Genomic DNA, 17357 nt, shown 5'->3' with positions numbered 1-17357 from the left:
GCGTGACACATCTGGACCGGTGCGACGAAGCCAGCCGGACGTGGGTGACCGCGTCGATCGCCGCCGTCGAGGCCGACGCCAACCGGTCCGCCGACACCCACCTGCTGCCCTTCCCGCTGCCGCGCGAATGGGGCGTCGACCTCTATCTCAAGGACGAGTCGGTGCACCCCACCGGCTCGCTGAAGCACCGGCTCGCCCGCTCGCTCTTCCTCTACGGGCTCTGCAACGGCTGGATCGGCCCCGACACCACCGTGATCGAGGCGTCGTCGGGCTCCACCGCCGTCTCCGAGGCGTACTTCGCGCGGATGCTCGGGCTGCCGTTCATCGCCGTGATGCCGGCCTCCACCTCACCCGAGAAGATCGCCCAGATCGAGTTCCAGGGCGGCCGCTGCCACCTCGTCCAGGACCCGGCGAAGGTGGTGATCGAGGCCCGCTGGCTGGCCGAGGACACCGGCGGGCACTTCATGGACCAGTTCACCTACGCCGAGCGGGCCACCGACTGGCGGGGCAACAACAACATCGCCGAGTCGATCTACGCGCAGCTCGCGCTGGAACGGCACCCCGTACCGGCCTGGGTGGTGGTGGGCGCCGGCACCGGCGGCACCAGCGCCACCATCGGCCGGTACGTCCGCTGGCGGCGGCTGCCCACCAAACTCTGCGTGGTCGACCCGGACAACTCCGCGTTCTATCCCGCCTGGCAGGCCGGTGACTGGTCCGTACACACCGGCCGCGGCTCCCGGATCGAGGGCATCGGCCGACCGACCGTCGAGGCGTCCTTCCTGCCCTCGGTGGTGGACCGCATGGTCCAGGTGCCGGACGCCGCCTCGCTGGCCGCCATGCGGGCCGGTTCGGCGGTGCTCGGCCGGCGGGTGGGTGGCTCCACCGGCACCAACCTCTGGGGTGCCTTCGGGCTCATCGCCGAACTGCTCGCCGCCGGGCGGACCGGCTCGGTGGTCACCCTGATCTGCGACGCCGGCGACCGCTACGCCAACACCTACTACTCCGACGAGTGGGTGACCGCGCAGGGGCTCGACCTGGCCCCGCACCTGGCCACCATCGACCGTTTCCTCGCCACCGGCACCTGGCCGGCCTGACCCACCGGCCCCGGCTCAGCGCGGGGCGGCCCGCTCGGCCAGACCCGGGTAGCGCACCACGAAGCCCTCCGGGTCCACGTCCAGGTCGGCGGTGAAGGTGTCGCTGGCGAACCGTACCCGGGCCGGACCGAGCGACGAATAGACCTGCTCGGCGGGGACCACCACCAGGCTCGGCACCAGCACCCACGCCACGGTGAGCCGGCGGGGCTGGTCGGCGGGGCCGCGGGCCAGCCCGAGCCGGCGTACCGGCAGGGTGTTGAACAGCGGCGAACCGCCCAGGTCCACGTCGAGGGCGTCGGCCAGCCGGTCCGGGTCGTCGGTGCCGGGCAGGCCGGCCGGCGGGTGCCCGGCCGCCCGCAGGGCCGCGTCCAGGTCACCCTCCTCGCCGGTCCGCACCCGCCAGCCGTCCCCGGCGCGTTCCAGCCGTACGCTCCGCGACCAGCCCGCCCCCTCGGCCTCCACCTCCAGCCGGGTGGTGGCCCAGTCCGGCCCGGTCGTCAGCTGGTAGCGGCAGGTGTACGGGACCGGGTCGGCGGCCAGCACGGTGCCCCGCGCGGTCAACCCCTGACGGTCGTCGAAGCTGACGTGCTCCGCCCCGGCGGTGTCCGTCCGGCTCCAGAAGAGGGACTTCGGCATGGTCGGCATGAACCGGACGTTACGCCACCCGCCGGGCACCGGCACGGGATGCGGAAACGCCGCCGCGGAGCGGAAGCTCCCCGGCGGCGTCAGCCCGTCAGATCAGTGGGTACGCGCCGGCGGTCGCCCGCCGAAGCCCCGCCGGTCGTCGCGCGGCCGGTCGTCCCGGCCCCGCCCCTCGGCGCGGAACCCGCCCCGGCGGTCCGCCGGACGGAAGTCGCCGCCCCGCTCGCCGAACGGGCGCTCGCCCCGCGCGTCCCGGTCGCCGAACCGCCGGTCGTCGGCCGGGCGGTCACCGAACCGCCGGTCGGCCTGCGGCCGGTCCTCGAAGCGTCGCTCGCCGCGCGCGTCCCGGTCACCGAAGCTCCGGCCACCCGTCGGGCGGTCGCCGAAGCGCCGCTCACCCGTCGGGCGGTCACCGAAGCGCCGCTCACCCGTCGGGCGGTCACCGAAGCGCCGCTCACCGGCCGGGCGGTCGCCGTACTGCCGGTCGCCCCGGTCGGCGGCGGGCCGGTCGTCGAAACGCCGCTCACCCGACGGGCGGCCGAAGCGCTGCTCGCCCCGGTCCCGGTCGCCGAAGCGCCGCTCGCCGAACGAGCCGCGGTCGCCGGACGGGCGGTCGCCGTACCGGCGCTCGCCACGGCCGTCCCGGTCACCGAAGCGACGCGGGCCGGACGGCCGGTCGCCGTACCGGCGCTGCTCCTGCGGCTCCTCGCGGACCGGCACCCCACTGGGCTCCCGGGCACCGGTCAGCTCGGCCAACGTCGGGTCGCCGGCCCGGACCTTGGTCTGCGCCGGCTCGACACCGGCCTTCTCCAGCATGGCGAGGGTGGTACGGCGCTGCTTCGGCAGCACCAGGGTCGCCACCGCACCCGACTCGCCGGCCCGGGCCGTACGCCCCGCCCGGTGCAGGTAGTCCTTCGGGTCCTTCGGCGGGTCCACGTGCAGCACCAGGGTGACCCCGTCGACGTGGATGCCCCGAGCCGCCACGTCGGTGGCGACCAGCACGTTCATCCGGCCCTCCTTGAACTCGGCGAGGGTCTTGGTGCGCATCCGCTGGGTCTTGCCGCCGTGCAGCCCACCGGCGCGTACGCCCACCGCGGCGAGCTGCTCGACGAGCCGGTCGACGCCGAGCTGCGTACGGGCGAAGAGCATGGTCCGGCCGGAGCGGGCCGCGATCGAGGCCGCCACGGCGAACTTGTCGTGCGGCGGGATCAGCAGCAGGTGGTGGTCCATCGTGGAGACGGACGCCGTCGACGGGGCGGTCGAGTGGGTGACCGGGTCGGTCATGAACCGCTTGACCAGCGAGTCGACGTCACCGTCCAGGGTGGCCGAGAAGAGCAGCCGCTGGCTCTCGGCCGGCGTCTTCGACAGCAGCTCGGTCACCTCGGGCAGGAAGCCCATGTCGGCCATCTGGTCGGCCTCGTCGAGCACGGTGATCTCGATGTCGTCGAGCTTGCAGACGCCCCGGGCGATCAGGTCACCGAGCCGACCCGGGGTGGCCACGATGATCTCCACGCCCCGGCGGAGCGCGTCGATCTGCCGGTCGTACGGCACGCCGCCGACGGCGGTCTTGAGGAAGATGCCGACGGCCTTGCCGAGCGGCATCAGCGCGTCGTTGACCTGCATCGCGAGTTCCCGGGTGGGGACCAGGACGAGGGCGCGCGGGTGCAGCGGCCGGGCCCGGTTGCGCTCCGCGAGGCGGGCGATCACCGGCAGGCCGAAGGCGAGCGTCTTGCCGGAGCCGGTCTGGCCCCGGCCGAGCACGTCGCGGCCGGCGAGGGCGTCCGGGACGGTGGCCCGCTGGATCTCGAAGGGGGTGGTGATGCCCTGCCGGGCGAGCGCCGCCACCACCGGCTGGGGCAGCCCGAGGGAGGCGAAGTCGGGGGCGTCGGCGGAGTGCTCCACCGGAGTGTCGTGGACGGACGGGGACGTGCTGGGCTCAGCGAAGGTGGTCAAGAAATGCCTTTCGAGCGGGGCGCATCTTCGCGATGGCCCGCCGCAGCCGAGAAGCCGCCGAATCGCCCGCAAGATCGCCCATGGGCGCGCAGTCCCGCGCGCCAGGTCAGTGATCTACACCAGTGTACGGCGCTGCGCCGAGGCCGCCACCGCACCGCGATGTCGTAGTGGGCGGGCTCACCATGCCCCGCCGGCCGGGGTCACTTGCTCAGCAGGTTGCCGGTCAGCCCGCTCACCGCGTCGTCGGCCAGCAGCACGACCAGCACGCTGACGGCGACCAGCAGGCCCAGCGCAGCGGCCAGCACGATCACCACCCGGGTGTTGCGGGACCGGGCCGCGGGTGGGTCCTCGGCCCAGCCCTGGGCCAGGATGTGCCCGGTCAGCGAGCCGGAATTCTCCAGGTGGTTGCCCTGCGGGAGCGACACGGTGGCGTATCCGGGGCCCTCGGTGCCGCCGTAGGCGGTGCCCGCCAGGTCCTGCTGCCCGAGATGCGGAGCCGATCCGCCCGACCGGGCCGGCGGCGCGCTCGTCGGATACGTCGTGCCGCTCCGGTGCGCGGTCGGGTTGGTCGGCGGCGGCCAGGCCGGCAGCGCGGGCGCCGGCACCACCGCGGGCGCCGGCACCGCCGGAGGCGCGGAGACGGGCGCCGACGCGGCGGCCGTCATGGCGGGCGGCGGCGGGAACGGCGGCGCCGGCATCGGGCCCGGGGGCGGCGGGGGTGCCGGCACCGGCGGGGCGGGCGGCGGCACCGGCGGCCCGGGCACCGGCGGGACCGGACCGGGCGGGGTGGGCCGGGGCGCGGGTGGCGGCGCGGGCGTCGGCGGCATCGGGAAGGGGCGTTCCGGCTCCGGCACGGGCGGTGCCGGCGAGGGCGGGGTCGGCCCCGGCACGGGCGTGGGCACCGGCTCCGGCCCCGGCACGGGCGTCGGGACGGGCTCCGGCCCGGGTACGGGCGTGGGGGCCGGCTCCGGCGTCGGCGCGGGCGGGGCGGGCGGCTGTACGGGCTCCGGCGGCTGCGTCGGCTCGGGCGGCTCCGGGTTGACCGGTGCCGAGCGGTAGACCTTCGTGCCGCTCGCCCGGGCCGCCACCGCGGCGCCGGCGGCTCCCGCCTCGTCGGCCGAGAGCCGGCGCAGCCCCGGTACGGACGCGCTCGCCCGGGCCGGACCCGCGCCGGAGGACGTCTCCCGCTGCGCCGGTACGGCGTTCCCGGCCGCCGGTGCGGCGGGCGCGGCGCTCACCGGGGCGTCCTCGGCGCTGACCGGTCGGTCGGTGTCCCGCTCGGCGGCGGCGAAGCCGGACCAGCTCGACGGGGCCGTCGGGACGCCCGGTCGGCGGCGTTCCAGTGGCGGGGCGGACTGCCCGGGCCCCGGTGCCGGCCGGTCGACGGTCCCGTCCTGGCCCGGAGCGCCGGTGGGGTGGCCCGAGCGGTAGGTGGTGGCGGTGGCCGGCGCGGCGGGCCGTTCCTCTCCGGACGGTGGAGCGGCGGCGGAGGCGACGCTGACCCGGGCCCGGGCCACCGTGGCGGCCGGCCGGGCGGACGGCACGGAACCGTCGGGCGTGTCCGACGCGTCGGGTGCGGCGTCCCGCTGCGCGGCGGGCCGGTCGGTGGCACCGGCCAGGGATCCGGGGTCGACCCGCTCCGCCGGAACCTCTTGCTCGCCCATGCTCGCCCTCCGCGCCCCACGCTCGCACCGGACCGCGGCATCGGCCCGGAGTGCCAGGATCTCACCGTGCCACATTCCGGGCCGGCAGCACAGCCGGAGTGGACGCCTGGGTCAGCTGCTGGCGCTCGGGCTGCCCGAGGCGGCCTCGGACGCCGCCGCGGAGGTGCTGTCGGACGGGGCCGCGCTGCTGGTGGTCGGGCTGGGCTCGGTGCTGGTCGCCGAGCTGGGGGCCGACGACGGCGAGGTCGACGGGGTCGGCGACGGTGACGGCGAGGTGCTGGGCGTCGGCGAGGTGCTCGGGGAGGGGCTCTTCGTCGGGCTCGGCGTGGTGCCGGTGGGCTTCGGGGTCGCCGTCCGGGTCGGCTTCGGGGTGGCCGTCCTCGTGGGCTTGGGCGTCGCGCTCGGCGTGGGCGTCGTGCTCGGCTTCGGCGTACCGGTCGTGGGCGTGGGCAGCGGGATCGGCCGGGCCGGGGTGGCCGGGGCGGGCACCCCGCCGATGACCCGGGTGGCGGCGTAGAGCCGGGTCCAGCGGACCACCGAGATCTTGACGACGTCGCCGGTCCGGGGCGCCTCGACCATCCGACCGCCGCCGATGTACATGGCGACGTGGTGGATCGAGGTCCAGCTGCTGCCGGAGGCGAAGAAGAGCAGGTCTCCCGGGAGCAGGGCGGTCGGGTCGACCGTCCGGGCGCGGGTGGCGTAGTACTGGTCGCGGGAGACGCGGGGCAGGTCGTGGTAGCCGGCGGACTCGTAGGAGGCCAGCATCAGGCCGGAGCAGTCGAACCGGTTCGGTCCCTCCGCCGCCCACAGGTAGGGGTCGCCGAGCTGGGCGAGGGCGTACCGGACGGCGGCGAGGGCCTTCGGGTCGGCGACCAGCCCGCTGACGCCCTGGCTGCTGACGTACGACGTGCCGATCTGCTGCTCGGCGGCGTCCTGCCGCTTCTCGATCTCGACGAGCTGCGCCGCGTTGTCCTTGCGCAGCTTGAGCAGCGTCGCCTCCTGCCGGTGCAGGTCGGTCTCGGCGCGGGTGAACTCCTGCACCTTGGTCCGGACGCGCAGCTGCGCGGCGGCGTACGCCTCGCGGGCGATCTTCTCGGCGGCGGTGGCCCGGGCGACCTCCCCGTCGGCCGCGGTGGTGCCGCCCTCGGCCCGGTCGCCACGGGCGATCCGCTGGAGCGTGTTCAGGTCGCGCAGGTCGGCGCCGAACTCGCCGGGCGGGAGCGCGGCGGCGGCCTTGACCGCGTCGGTGGCGGCGGTCCTGGCGTTCTCCTGGGCCTTGGCGAGCGCCTCCTGGGCCCGTTGCAGCTCGCCACCGGCGACGATGAGCTGCGCCTGTGCCTCGTCGCGTTCCCCCTTGATCCGGACCAGGTCGTCGCCGAGCTGGTCGACCAGCGCGTCGGCGGCGGTGATCTGCGCGATCAGCGGACCGTCGGCGGGGTTGACCGGCGCGACCGGGCCGGCCGGGGCACCGGGGATGCCGGTGACGCCGCCGGGCAGTCCGGGGACGCCACCCGGGATGCCGGTGACGCCGCCGGGGAGAGCGCCGGGGCGGGCCGGGACGGAGCCGGGCAGTCGCAGGCTCCCGGTGACGACGGGCCGGACGCCGGTGTCGGGGACCCGGTCGGGCAGCGGCGGCTCGGCCCAGGCCGGGGTGGCGAGGGCGGCCGCGGCGACGGCGCCGAGCAGTGCGGACCAGAGCGCCGGACGCAGCACCGGCGAGATCACCGGGCTCCGTCGTCGTGCCTGCCGCCGCCCGTGCTGCCTGTCGACCATTCCGCTCCCCGTCCGGTCTGGTGTGGTTCCGCGCCTGATGGGCACGGAGATCCGGGACGGTACCAGTGTGTGTGTTCCGCCCCACCCTGTCTTACCTCACATGGGCAGGGTTGTCGATGCGCGGAGGGTGACGGTCGGCTGAGAGTCCGGTGAACTAGGTCGCTGCGGTTGACCGGCCCGCCGGTTCGTCGGAGGACCGACGTACGCTCGACCGGGACCGCAGGTGGAAGGGACGTGGCTTTCGATGGACGCCGGACTCAAGCGCGAGCTCGAAGCGAAGGTGTACGCGGGCGAGCGGCTGACCCGTGAGGACGGGATCGCCCTCTACGACAGCGACGACCTCGCCTGGCTGGGCCGGCTGGCGCACCACAGGCGCACCGAGCTGAACGGCGACCGGGTGATGTTCAACGTCAACCGGCACCTCAACCTGACCAACGTGTGCAGCGCGAGCTGCGCGTACTGCTCCTTCCAGCGCAAGCCGGGGGAGAAGGACGCCTACACGATGCGCATCGACGAGGCGGTCCGCAAGGCCAAGGAGATGGAGGACGAGCAGCTCACCGAGCTGCACATCGTCAACGGCCTGCACCCGACGCTGCCCTGGCGCTACTACCCCAAGGTGCTGCGCGAGCTGAAGGCCGCGCTGCCGAACGTGAAGCTCAAGTGCTTCACCGCGACCGAGGTGCAGTGGTTCGAGAAGATCAGCGGCCTCTCCGCCGACGCGATCCTCGACGAGCTGATGGACGCCGGCCTGGAGTCGCTGACCGGCGGTGGCGCCGAGATCTTCGACTGGGAGGTCCGGCAGCACATCGTCGACCACGAGTGCCACTGGGAGGACTGGTCGCGGATCCACGCGCTGGCCCACTCCAAGGGCATGAAGACCCCGGCGACGATGCTCTACGGCCACATCGAGGAGCCTCGGCACCGGGTCGACCACGTGCTGCGGCTGCGGGAGCTGCAGGACGAGACCGGCGGCTTCGCGGTCTTCATCCCGCTGCGCTACCAGCACGACTTCGTGGACTCGGCGGACGGCAAGATCCGTAACCGGATCCAGGCGCGGACCACGATGGCGTCGCCGGCCGAGTCGCTGAAGACCTTCGCGGTCTCCCGGCTGCTCTTCGACAACGTCCCGCACGTGAAGTGCTTCTGGGTGATGCACGGCCTCTCGGTCGCCCAGATGTCGCTGAACTTCGGCGTGGACGACCTCGACGGCTCCGTCGTGGAATACAAGATCACCCACGACGCCGACTCGTACGGCACCCCGAACACGATGCACCGGGACGACCTGCTGCACCTGATCTGGGACGCCGGTTTCCAGCCGGTCGAGCGGGACACCCGCTACAACGTGGTCCGGGAGTACGACAAGCCCTCCTCGCTGGCGGAGCGGCGCGCCGAGCCGCAGCAGGTCTGGGCCTGACCCGCGCACCGATGACCGAGCAGCAGCAGCGCGCCGCCTTTCCCCGGCGGGACGCCGAGGGGCGGATCCTCTTCCTGGGCGACCTGCTCGGGGTGAGCCTCGCCGGGCTGGTCATCGGGGTGTTGGCGCTGGTGCTCTTCGAGTGGGCCTTCGCCTCGGTCGGGGCGGGCGGCTTCGGGCACACCAACGGTTGGCTGGCGGTGATCCTGCCGCTCTGGCTGTTCTGGGACGACTTCCGCGCCTGGGAGTTCGGCGCGGCCCGGGTGCTCGCGGCCCTGGTCGCCGCGGCGGTGGCGGTCCTCGCCGGGCTGCTGGCCGCGGGTCTGGCCGCCGGGCTGCCGCCGCTGGCCTCGGGCGCGCTCGCCGCCGCGGTCTTCACCCTGGCGTACGCGGTGATCTGGTTTCATGGCGTCCACTGGCTGGCCCGGCGGACGGGCTGAACCTCCCGCCACCGGCGCTGCCGTGGTGGAGAACGGAGTACGACGGTGAGTGCGGCGGTCAAGTACACGCTGGGCCGGATCGGGCTGTTCGTCGCCGTGCTGGCGGCCCTCTGGTTCGTCGAGATGAACATGTTCCTCCGGCTGATGCTGGCGCTGGCGTTCTCCGCCGCGCTGTCGTTCTTCCTGCTCAAGGGCTGGCGCGACGAGATGGCCGGCGAGATGGCCGAGGCCTCGGAGCGGCGGCGTGCCGAGAAGGAGCAGCTGCGCTCCGCGCTGGCCGGCGACGACCAGCCCACCGAGGACGGGCCGGGCGAGCGCCAAGGTTGACCGCCGGCACTAGGGTCCGGTCGTGGTCAAGAAGATCGTCAAGTGGGTCCTGAAGTGGGTCGTGCCGCCGGTCGTCGTGCTGGTCGTCCTGGGCGGGATCGGCTCCGAGGTCGGGCCGGCCTGGCAGGCGAGGTCCGGTGCCGGTGCTCCCGGGACGTTCACCGCCGTCCACGAGAGCTGCGGCCGGCGAGCCTGCACCTGGTACGGCGACTTCGCGCCCGCCGACGGCTCGGCGGTCCGTCGTGACGTCATCCTCTACGACTCGCCGGACGGGCTGGTGTCCGGTGGCACGGCGGCGGCCCGCGACACCGGCGCCCGGGGCGTCTTCGCCGACGCCGGTGGGAAGTTCTGGCTGGCCGCCACGATCTTCGCCGCGGTCGGCGTCGCCGTCGGGCTGCTCTGGCTGGTCTGGCTCGTCCGCGCGATCCTCCGCCGTCGCGGCATGCCCCCGGCCCGCTGACCGGTCCGCCCGGCGCGGGCCCGCTGACCGGCGCCGCTGACCGGTCCGCCCGGCCGGATCCGCTGCCCGGCCCCGGACGTGGGACGGGGCCCCTGCGCACCGGATGCGGCGAGCAGGGGCCCCGTCCCGACAGTCACCAGTTGGTGGAGCCGGGGATCACCGGCCAGGGCCGGTCGGCCGGCTTGATCAGGTAGGCGATGCCACCGGAGCCGCCGGCCACGGAGCCGTTGGCCCGGTGCCGCTTGGTCCGCAGCCAGATCTGCTCGAACTGCGACCGCTTGTAGACGTTGCGCACCTCGGCGTCGGACGAGGAGGCGGGGTCGTTGACGATCACGTCCCCGTCGGCGGTGAAGCCGACCACCACGAAGAGGTGCCCGGCGGTGCCGTAGTTCGCCCCGTCCAGCTCGCTGGCGAGGAAGGACTGCGAGGTGACCACCGGGATGCCGGCCTTGATGAAACGTTCCACCTCGTCCAGCGAGTGCAGCCGGGTGACCCGCGCGTCCAGGCCCGGGAAGCTGGCCGCGTACGCGGTGTTGAAGGGCCAGTTGCCGGCACCTTCGTACTCGTAGTCGTAGGTCATCCGGGCGGCGTGGTCGACGGTCGGGTCGGCGTAGGTCGGGTCGACCCAGGCGGTCTCCTCGGCGGAGGGCTTCCGGCCCCAGTACTCGACGACCATCTCGGTGGAGGTCGGTGAGCACCAGGCCTCGCCGCCGTTGTCGTACTCGGGGTACTGGCCCTTGTGGATGTTCTGCGAGTAGCGCGGCACGGGCAGCTCGGTGCCCCAGGCGATGCCGCCCTTGCTCGGGGTGACGGTGAACCGGTCCGGCACGTTGGAGGCCATCGCGCCGAGCATCCGGACCACGGGCGAGGCGGTCTGCCCGGGCGCCCGGTAGAGGGTGAGCCGCAGCTGGTACGACCGCAGCAGCACGCCCGCCTTCGCGTCGTCGATCGAGAAGGTGTCGGTCCAGATGCTCGACCACGGGTCGCCCTGACCGTCCAGGGTGGCCCGCTTGATGTCCTGGTCGCCGGAGGCCCAGCGACCCATCACGTACCACGGGGTCTGTGCCCCGGTGTTGTAGGTGCCGTGCAGCTCGACCTGGATCCAGGTGCCGGTCGGGGTCTCGGCGTTCCACGAGGAGACCAGTTCCGTGGCGTCGAAGCCGATCTGCTGCTCGGGGGAGGTCCAGGTGGCGTACTCCCAGGTGCGGGTCGCCCCGGTGTGCTCGTCGGTGAACGCGATGGTGCCGACCGGTTCGCCGATGGTGATCCCGGCGCGGTGCCCGGGGACGGCGTACGTGCCCTGGTGGGTGCCGCCCCGCCAGTCCGGGTACCTGGAGAACTCCTGGAAGGTGATCTGCTCGTCGTGCGCGACGACCGGCAGGTTGTTGTCGGCCTGGGCGGGGACCGCCGTGCCGAGCAGGGCGAGCGCGGCGACGCCGACGAGGGCGACCGTGCGCAGGGCTGGTCTGACCATGGGATCTCCGTGGGGTGTGAAGGGGTGGCTCACCAGTTGGTCGAGCCGGCCACGGACGGCCAGGCCACCGTGGTCGGCTTGATCAGATAGACGATGCCGCCGGAGCCGCTGCCGGTGCCGCCGCTGGCGGTGGTCCGCTTGGTCCGGAGCCAGATCTGCTCGAACTGGTCCCGCTTGTACACGTGCCGGACGGCGGCGTCGGTCGGCGAGGCGGGGTCGTTGGCGATCACGTCCCCGGTGGCGGTGAAGCCGATCACCGTCATCAGGTGCCCGGAGGTGCCGTAGCCCGCCCCGTCCAGCTCACTGGCGAGGAAGGACACGCTGGTCGCCACCGGGATGCCGGCGGCGATGAAGTACTCCAGCTCGGCCAGCGAGTGCAGCCGGGTGACCTTGCCCTCCAGTCCCGGGAAGGTGGCCGCGTACGCGGTGTTGAACGGCCAGTTACCGGCGCCCTGGTACTGGTAGTCGTAGGTCATCCGGGCGGCGTGGTCGACGGTCGGGTCCGCGTAGGCCGGGTTCACCCAGGCGGTGTCGGCCGTGGAGGGCTTCCGACCCCAGTACTCGACCAGCATCTCGGTGGAGGTCGGTGAGCACCAGGCCTCGCCGCCGCCGTCGTACTCGGGGTACTGGCCGGCGTGGATCTCCTGGGAGTAGCGCGGCACGGCCAGTTCGGTGCCCCAGGCGGTGCCACCGGTGCTCGGCGCGACGGTGAACCGGTCCGGGACGTTCGAGCTCATCGCGCCCATCGAGCGGAGCACGGGGGAGACGGTGGACGCCGGGTCCCGGTAGAGGGTCACCCGGAGCTGGTGCGCCCGGAGCAGCGTCCCGGCGGCCGGGTTGTCGATCGCGAGGGTGTCGGTCCAGACGCTGGAGGTCTTGTCGGTCTGCTTGTCGACGCTGGTCCGTTTGATGTCGGCGTCGCCGGAGGCCCAGCGGCCCAGCACGTACCAGGGGGTCCGGCTGCCGGTGGTGTAGGTGCCCTGGACCTCGACCTGGAGCCAGGTGCCGGCCGGGGTGTCGGCGTTCCACGAGGCGACCAGTTCGGTCGCGCCGAAGCCGACCTCGGTGACCGGCGCGGTCCAGGTCCCGTACGCCCAGGTGCGCCGGGTGCCGGTGTGCGGGTCCCGGTAGACGGTGGTGCCGACCGGGGTGGCCAGGGTGAGGCCGGCGGCGGTGGCCGTGGTGCCGGCGCCGGTGCCGGCGGACCAGCCGGTGCCGGACCAGCCCTGCCAGGTGACCTGTTCGTCGTGGGTGACGGTGGTGCCGCCGGACGTGGGGCGGCCGGCCGAGGCGGGTGCGGTGGGGCCGAGGAGGGTGAGCGCGGCGAGGCCGGCGACGGCGGTCGCGCGCAGGGATGTCTTGACCATGGCAGCTCCACAGGAGGACGACATCGTTGCCGTTCACTGTCGCGCCTGGAAGGAAGTTTCGCCAGAGGTCAACGCATGGAAAATCATTGCCGGAGTGAGGATCCGGTCGGGATGACGCACTCCAACGATGGATGTTGATATGAACATGTGACGTACCCCGAGGAGGAATCCATGGCCCTCCGCACGTCATCGCTCCGCCGCCGAGTGGCGCTCGTCGCCGCCGCCGGCCTGACCCTCGTCACCCTCGTCACCGGCCCGGCCGCCGCGCGGCCGGCCCCGGAACGCGCCACCCCCGACGCGGTCGCCTACCAGGTGGTCGGCCCCCGCACCCTCGCCGACCGGGACGCCGTCGCGCGCACCGGCGCCGCGATCGACCTGGTCGAGGACGGCCGGCTGTACGTCTCGGCCACCCGCGCCGAGGCGGCGGCGATCACCCGGCTCGGCTTCCGGCTGGAACGCGACACCACCCCCGCGCCCTCCGGCCAGGTCGGCACGTACGCCTTCCCGCCGGCCGACTCCAACTACCACGACTACGCCGAGCTGACCGCCGTGGTGAACCAGGTGGTCGCCGCCCACCCGGCCATCGCGCGGAAGATCAGCATCGGCCGCTCCTACGAGGGCCGGGACCTGATGGCGGTGAAGATCTCCGACAACGTCGGCACCGACGAGAACGAGCCGGAGATCCTCTTCAACGCCCAGCAGCACGCCCGCGAGCACCTGACCGTCGAGATGGCGATCTATCTGCTCAACCTCTTCACCGGCAGCTACGGCACCGACTCCCGGATCACCAACGTCGTCAACTCGCGGGAGATCTGGATCGTCCCCACCCTCAACCCGGACGGCAGCGAGTACGACATCGCCACCGGGTCGTACCGGTCCTGGCGGAAGAACCGGCAGCCCAACAGCGGCTCCTCGTACGTCGGCACCGACCTGAACCGGAACTGGGGCTACCAGTGGGGCTGCTGCGGCGGCTCGTCCGGCTCGACCTCGTCGCTCACCTACCGGGGCCCGTCCGCCTTCTCCGCGCCGGAAACCCAGGCGCTGCGCAACTTCGTCAACAGCCGGGTGGTCGGCGGGGTGCAGCAGATCAAGGCCAACATCGACTTCCACACCTACTCGCAGCTGGTGCTCTGGCCGTACGGCTACACCACCGCGAACACCGCCACCGGGATGAACGCCGACCAGTACAACACCTTCGCCACCATCGGCCAGCAGATGGCGAGCAGCAACGGCTACACCCCGGAACAGTCCAGCGACCTCTACATCGCCGACGGCACCAGCATCGACTGGATGTGGTACGCCCACAAGATCTGGGCGTACACCTTCGAGATGTATCCCGGGTCGTCCTCCGGCGGCGGCTTCTACCCGCCCGACGAGGTGATCCCGACGCAGACCGCCCGCAACAAGGAGGCCGTCCTGCTGCTCTCCGAGTACGCCGACTGCCCGTACCGGGCGATCGGCAAGCAGAGCACCTACTGCTGACCCACCGACCTGATTCCGGGTGGGGCCCCGAACCAACCCCCGTCGTAGGGGCCCCACCCACCCCTCCCGTCCGGACGATCTCCGCTGGTCGTGCGCTACCGTGACACCGACCAGTCCGCAGCGAAGCCGGTGTGAAACCGGCGCTGTCCCGCAACTGTGATGCCCCGCACGGCGTCGGCTCCGGCCGACGCCGACGTGTGTGGGGACGAGCCAGGTCGCCTGCGGCCGGTCGCGACACGCGCCTTCGAGGAAGGGCGCCTCGCGGACGGGCACGCGGAGGCGGTCCCTGTCGGCGAAGCACCACGCTCCTCGACCGACAGGAGGACCCATGTCCAGACGTACCCCCCGGCTCTTCGCCGCGACCCTCGCGGTGGCCGCGCTGGCCCTCGGCGCCTGCGCCGAGAAGACCTCGACCGACACCCCCGCCGCCGGCAGCAGCTCGGCGGCCGCCGCCTTCCCGGTCACCGTCGGCAAGCTGACCCTCGACAAGCGCCCCGAGAAGATCGTCTCGCTCTCGCCGACGGCGACCGAGATGCTCTTCGCCATCGGTGCCGGCAAGCAGGTCACCGCCGTCGACGACCAGTCGAACTACCCGGCCGACGCGCCGAAGAGCGACCTGTCCGGCTTCCAGCCGAACGCCGAGGCGATCGCCGGCAAGAGCCCCGACCTGGTGGTGCTCTCCAACGACACCAACAAGATCGTCGACCAGCTCACCACGCTGAAGATCCCGGTGCTGCTCACCCCGGCGGCGGCCACCCTCGACGACAGCTACCAGCAGATCACCGACCTGGGCGCGCTCACCGGCCACCCGGCGGAGGCGGCCGACGTCACCACGAAGATGAAGGACCGCATCACCGAGCTGACCAAGGACCTGCCGAAGCGGGCGAAGAAGCTCACCTACTACCACGAGCTGGGCCCGGAGCTGTACAGCGCCACCAGCAAGACCTTCATCGGCTCGATCTACGCCCTCGCCGGGCTGGAGAACATCGCCGACGCCTCCGACGCGGACGGCAAGAACGGCGGCTATCCGCAGCTCTCCCAGGAGATCATCGTCAAGGCCAACCCGGACTTCGTCTTCCTGGCCGACACCAAGTGCTGCAAGCAGACCTCCGACACCGTCAAGGCGCGCAGCGGCTGGGCCGGCGTCACCGCGGTGAAGAACAACCAGGTCGTCGCCCTCGACGACGACATCGCCTCGCGCTGGGGCCCGCGCGTCGTCGACCTGCTCAAGGCGATCGTCGACGCCACCGCCAAGGTACCCGCGTGACCCGTCGGTGACCGTGCGACCACCCGTCGACCGGCCGGCCGGGACGCCCGATGCGTCCCGGCCGACCGGCGTGCCCGCGTCCGGACCGGGCCGCCCGCGTCCGGCCCGGTCCGTCGCCGCGCCGGCCACCGGCGGTACGCCCCGACCGGCCGGCCTGCGCAAGCGCTGGCTGGCCGCCGGGATCGTCGCGGTGCTCGTCGCGCTCGTCGCCGGGGTCTCCCTCGGACCGGTCAGCCTGCCGCCCGGCAGCGTCGCCGCCGAACTGCTCAACCTGCTGCCCGGGGTGCACCTGGACAGCGGGCTCAGCGAACGCGAGATCGCCATCGTCACCGAGCTGCGGCTGCCCCGGGTGGTGCTCGGCCTGCTCGTCGGCGGGCTGCTCGCCCTGGCCGGCGGCTGCTACCAGGGCGTGTTCCGCAACCCGCTGGCCGAGCCGTACCTGCTGGGGGTGGCGGCCGGTGCCGGGCTGGCGGTGACCGCGGTGATCGCGCTCGGCGCGGGGGCGGGCGGGGCGATCAGCGGGCTGCCGGTCACCATCCCCCTCGCCGCCTTCGTCGGCTCGCTCGTGGCGGTCGCCCTGACGTACCTGCTCGGCGCGGCCGGCGGGCGGGACCGGTCCCCGGCCACCCTGGTCCTGGCCGGGGTGGCGGTGTCGGCGTTCTTCGCCGCCGGGCAGACCTACCTGCTGCAACGGCACGCCGACAGCATCCAGCCGGTCTACTCCTGGCTGCTCGGCCGGCTCTCCACCGCCGGCTGGGCCGACGTCCGGCTGGTGCTGCCCTACTTCCTGGTCACCGCGATCGTGGTGCTGCTGCACCGGCGGGAACTCGACGTGCTCTCCGTCGGCGACGACGAGGCCGTCAGCCTCGGCCTGCACCCGCAGCGTTCCCGCTGGCTGCTGGTGGCCGCCGCCTCGCTGGGCACCGCCGCCGCCGTCTCCGCCTCCGGCCTGATCGGCTTCGTCGGGATCATCGTGCCGCACACCGTACGGCTGCTCGCCGGTTCCAGCTACCGGGTGATCCTGCCGCTGTCGATGCTCTTCGGCGGGGCCTTCCTGGCGCTGACCGACGTGGTCGCCCGGACCGCCGCCGCCCCGGCCGAGATCCCGATCGGCGTGGTCACCGCCCTGCTCGGCGGCCCGTTCTTCGTGCTGGTCCTGCGGACCGCCCGCCGGGTGCTGACGTGACCCCCCGGTCGCCCGGCCCGGTCGACCCGCCCGCCGTCGAGGTGCGGGACCTGCACGTCCGGCTGGGCGGCGCGCCGATCCTGGCCGGCGTCGACCTGACCGTGGCGGCCGGTGAGTGGGTGACCGTGATCGGCCCGAACGGCGCCGGCAAGTCGACCCTGCTGCGCGCCGTCGGCGGCCTGCTGCCCGCGCCGGGCGCGATCGCCCTCTTCGGTACGCCGCTGAAGGCGCTCCGCCGCCGTGACCGGGCCCGGGTCGTCGCCACCGTCGCGCAGTCCCCGGTGGTGCCGGCCGGCATGTCGGTGCTCGACTACGTGCTGCTCGGCCGGACCCCGTACATCCCGCCGCTGGGTCGGGAGTCGGCCGCCGACCTGGCCGCCGTGCACGAGGTGCTGGACCGGCTGGACCTCGGCGGGTTCGGGCACCGGGAGCTGGCCACCCTCTCCGGCGGGGAGCGGCAGCGGGTCTTCCTGGCCCGGGCGCTGGCCCAGGGCGCCACCCTGCTGCTGCTCGACGAGCCGACCAGCGCGCTGGACATCGGCCACCAGCAGGAGGTGCTGGAACTGGTCGACCAGCTCCGCCGGGAGCACGGCCTGACCGTGCTCGCCACCATGCACGACCTCTCCGTCGCCGGTGAGTACGCCGACCGGATGGTGCTGCTCGCCGACGGCCGGGTCGCCGCCAGCGGCCCACCCCACGAGGTGCTCACCGAACCGCTGCTGGCCGAGCACTACCGCGCCCACCTGCGCGTCATCCCGGGCGAGCACGGTCCGCTCGTCGTCCCCGTCCGTCCCCGGTGAGGTGACCGGCCCGC

General features: G+C 73.6%; 14 protein-coding genes, 1 pseudogene and 1 riboswitch. Of the genes and pseudogenes, 9 read left to right on the top strand and 6 right to left on the bottom strand.

Features of this window, described 5'->3' with window-relative positions; all coding sequences use genetic code 11:
• Positions 1 to 2: 2 nt before the first annotated feature.
• Positions 3 to 1094, top strand: a complete 1092-nt coding sequence (cds1, locus tag ABUL08_RS22235; RefSeq protein ID WP_350931896.1) for an L-cysteine desulfhydrase Cds1 — start codon at positions 3 to 5, stop codon at positions 1092 to 1094.
• Between the two features lie 15 nt (positions 1095 to 1109).
• On the opposite strand, the gene ABUL08_RS22230 is transcribed toward cds1, so the two are convergent.
• The 4 genes from ABUL08_RS22230 to ABUL08_RS22215 all read right to left on the bottom strand — a co-directional run bounded on the left by ABUL08_RS22230 (position 1110) and on the right by ABUL08_RS22215 (position 7126).
• A complete protein-coding gene (locus ABUL08_RS22230; RefSeq protein WP_350938772.1) occupies positions 1110 to 1730 on the bottom strand; it encodes a putative glycolipid-binding domain-containing protein in 621 nt (206 codons plus the stop codon).
• Positions 1731 to 1832: 102 nt separating this feature from the next.
• A complete protein-coding gene (locus ABUL08_RS22225) occupies positions 1833 to 3689 on the bottom strand; it encodes a DEAD/DEAH box helicase (RefSeq protein ID WP_377522453.1) in 1857 nt (618 codons plus the stop codon).
• A gap of 200 nt (positions 3690 to 3889) precedes the next feature.
• Complete coding sequence (locus tag ABUL08_RS22220) at positions 3890 to 5353, bottom strand: hypothetical protein (RefSeq protein WP_350931894.1); 1464 nt, start codon at positions 5351 to 5353, stop codon at positions 3890 to 3892.
• Positions 5354 to 5464: 111 nt separating this feature from the next.
• Positions 5465 to 7126: a C40 family peptidase gene (locus ABUL08_RS22215; RefSeq protein WP_350931893.1), complete on the bottom strand. Its 1662-nt coding sequence runs from the start codon at positions 7124 to 7126 to the stop codon at positions 5465 to 5467.
• Between the two features lie 244 nt (positions 7127 to 7370).
• Here ABUL08_RS22215 and mqnE point away from each other — a divergent pair, with 244 nt between their 5' ends.
• Genes mqnE through ABUL08_RS22195 form a run of 4 tightly spaced genes read left to right on the top strand, consistent with a single transcriptional unit; the run spans position 7371 to position 9767 of the window.
• Positions 7371 to 8540, top strand: a complete 1170-nt coding sequence (gene mqnE / locus ABUL08_RS22210) for an aminofutalosine synthase MqnE (RefSeq protein WP_242795991.1) — start codon at positions 7371 to 7373, stop codon at positions 8538 to 8540.
• An 11-nt stretch (positions 8541 to 8551) separates the two neighbouring features.
• Positions 8552 to 8980 (top strand): hypothetical protein, encoded by a 429-nt coding sequence (locus ABUL08_RS22205; protein WP_350931892.1) that lies wholly within the window; start codon positions 8552 to 8554, stop codon positions 8978 to 8980.
• 45 nt (positions 8981 to 9025) lie between these two features.
• The gene (locus tag ABUL08_RS22200) at positions 9026 to 9307 is read left to right on the top strand and encodes a DUF4229 domain-containing protein (protein WP_350931891.1); all 282 of its coding nucleotides are present in this window, start codon (positions 9026 to 9028) and stop codon (positions 9305 to 9307) included.
• 22 nt (positions 9308 to 9329) lie between these two features.
• Positions 9330 to 9767, top strand: a complete 438-nt coding sequence (locus ABUL08_RS22195; RefSeq protein ID WP_350931890.1) for a hypothetical protein — start codon at positions 9330 to 9332, stop codon at positions 9765 to 9767.
• 133 nt (positions 9768 to 9900) lie between these two features.
• On the opposite strand, the gene ABUL08_RS22190 is transcribed toward ABUL08_RS22195, so the two are convergent.
• Together ABUL08_RS22190 and ABUL08_RS22185 are read right to left on the bottom strand one after the other, a co-directional pair.
• The gene (locus ABUL08_RS22190; protein ID WP_350931889.1) at positions 9901 to 11241 is read right to left on the bottom strand and encodes a C39 family peptidase; all 1341 of its coding nucleotides are present in this window, start codon (positions 11239 to 11241) and stop codon (positions 9901 to 9903) included.
• 29 nt (positions 11242 to 11270) lie between these two features.
• The gene (locus ABUL08_RS22185) at positions 11271 to 12608 is read right to left on the bottom strand and encodes a C39 family peptidase (protein ID WP_350931888.1); all 1338 of its coding nucleotides are present in this window, start codon (positions 12606 to 12608) and stop codon (positions 11271 to 11273) included.
• A gap of 171 nt (positions 12609 to 12779) precedes the next feature.
• Between ABUL08_RS22185 and ABUL08_RS22180 the strand changes: the two are divergent.
• The 4 genes and pseudogenes from ABUL08_RS22180 to ABUL08_RS22165 all read left to right on the top strand — a co-directional run.
• Positions 12780 to 14087: pseudogene (locus ABUL08_RS22180) on the top strand (M14 family metallopeptidase); the annotation flags it as partial.
• A 128-nt stretch (positions 14088 to 14215) separates the two neighbouring features.
• Positions 14216 to 14305, top strand: a riboswitch (cobalamin riboswitch).
• 113 nt (positions 14306 to 14418) lie between these two features.
• Positions 14419 to 15357 (top strand): ABC transporter substrate-binding protein, encoded by a 939-nt coding sequence (locus ABUL08_RS22175; RefSeq protein WP_350931887.1) that lies wholly within the window; start codon positions 14419 to 14421, stop codon positions 15355 to 15357.
• A 154-nt stretch (positions 15358 to 15511) separates the two neighbouring features.
• On the top strand, positions 15512 to 16543 hold the full coding sequence (locus ABUL08_RS22170) for a FecCD family ABC transporter permease (protein ID WP_350938770.1): 1032 nt from the start codon (positions 15512 to 15514) through the stop codon (positions 16541 to 16543).
• Positions 16540 to 17343, top strand: coding sequence for an ABC transporter ATP-binding protein (locus tag ABUL08_RS22165; protein ID WP_350931886.1), 804 nt, complete (start codon positions 16540 to 16542; stop codon positions 17341 to 17343). Before ABUL08_RS22170 ends, ABUL08_RS22165 begins: the two co-directional genes overlap by 4 nt.
• The last annotated feature ends 14 nt before the right edge of the window (positions 17344 to 17357 follow it).

This window comes from Micromonospora sp. CCTCC AA 2012012 (genome assembly GCF_040499845.1).
GTDB classification, from domain to species: domain Bacteria; phylum Actinomycetota; class Actinomycetes; order Mycobacteriales; family Micromonosporaceae; genus Micromonospora; species Micromonospora mangrovi.
The sequence above is the reverse complement of the archived record's forward strand: the minus strand, read 5'-3'. Positions and strand labels throughout refer to the sequence as shown.

Bases quoted from the DNA above. Each gene is read 5' to 3' on its own strand.
- ABUL08_RS22230 (WP_350938772.1), bottom strand. From the start codon at position 1,730: ATGCCGAAGTCCCTCTTCTGGAGCCGGACGGACACCGCCGGGGCGGAG.
- ABUL08_RS22220 (WP_350931894.1), bottom strand. From the start codon at position 5,353: ATGGGCGAGCAAGAGGTTCCGGCGGAGCGGGTCGACCCCGGATCCCTG.
- ABUL08_RS22215 (WP_350931893.1), bottom strand. From the start codon at position 7,126: ATGGTCGACAGGCAGCACGGGCGGCGGCAGGCACGACGACGGAGCCCG.
- mqnE (WP_242795991.1), top strand. From the start codon at position 7,371: ATGGACGCCGGACTCAAGCGCGAGCTCGAAGCGAAGGTGTACGCGGGC.
- ABUL08_RS22205 (WP_350931892.1), top strand. From the start codon at position 8,552: ATGACCGAGCAGCAGCAGCGCGCCGCCTTTCCCCGGCGGGACGCCGAG.
- ABUL08_RS22190 (WP_350931889.1), bottom strand. From the start codon at position 11,241: ATGGTCAGACCAGCCCTGCGCACGGTCGCCCTCGTCGGCGTCGCCGCG.
- ABUL08_RS22185 (WP_350931888.1), bottom strand. From the start codon at position 12,608: ATGGTCAAGACATCCCTGCGCGCGACCGCCGTCGCCGGCCTCGCCGCG.
- ABUL08_RS22175 (WP_350931887.1), top strand. From the start codon at position 14,419: ATGTCCAGACGTACCCCCCGGCTCTTCGCCGCGACCCTCGCGGTGGCC.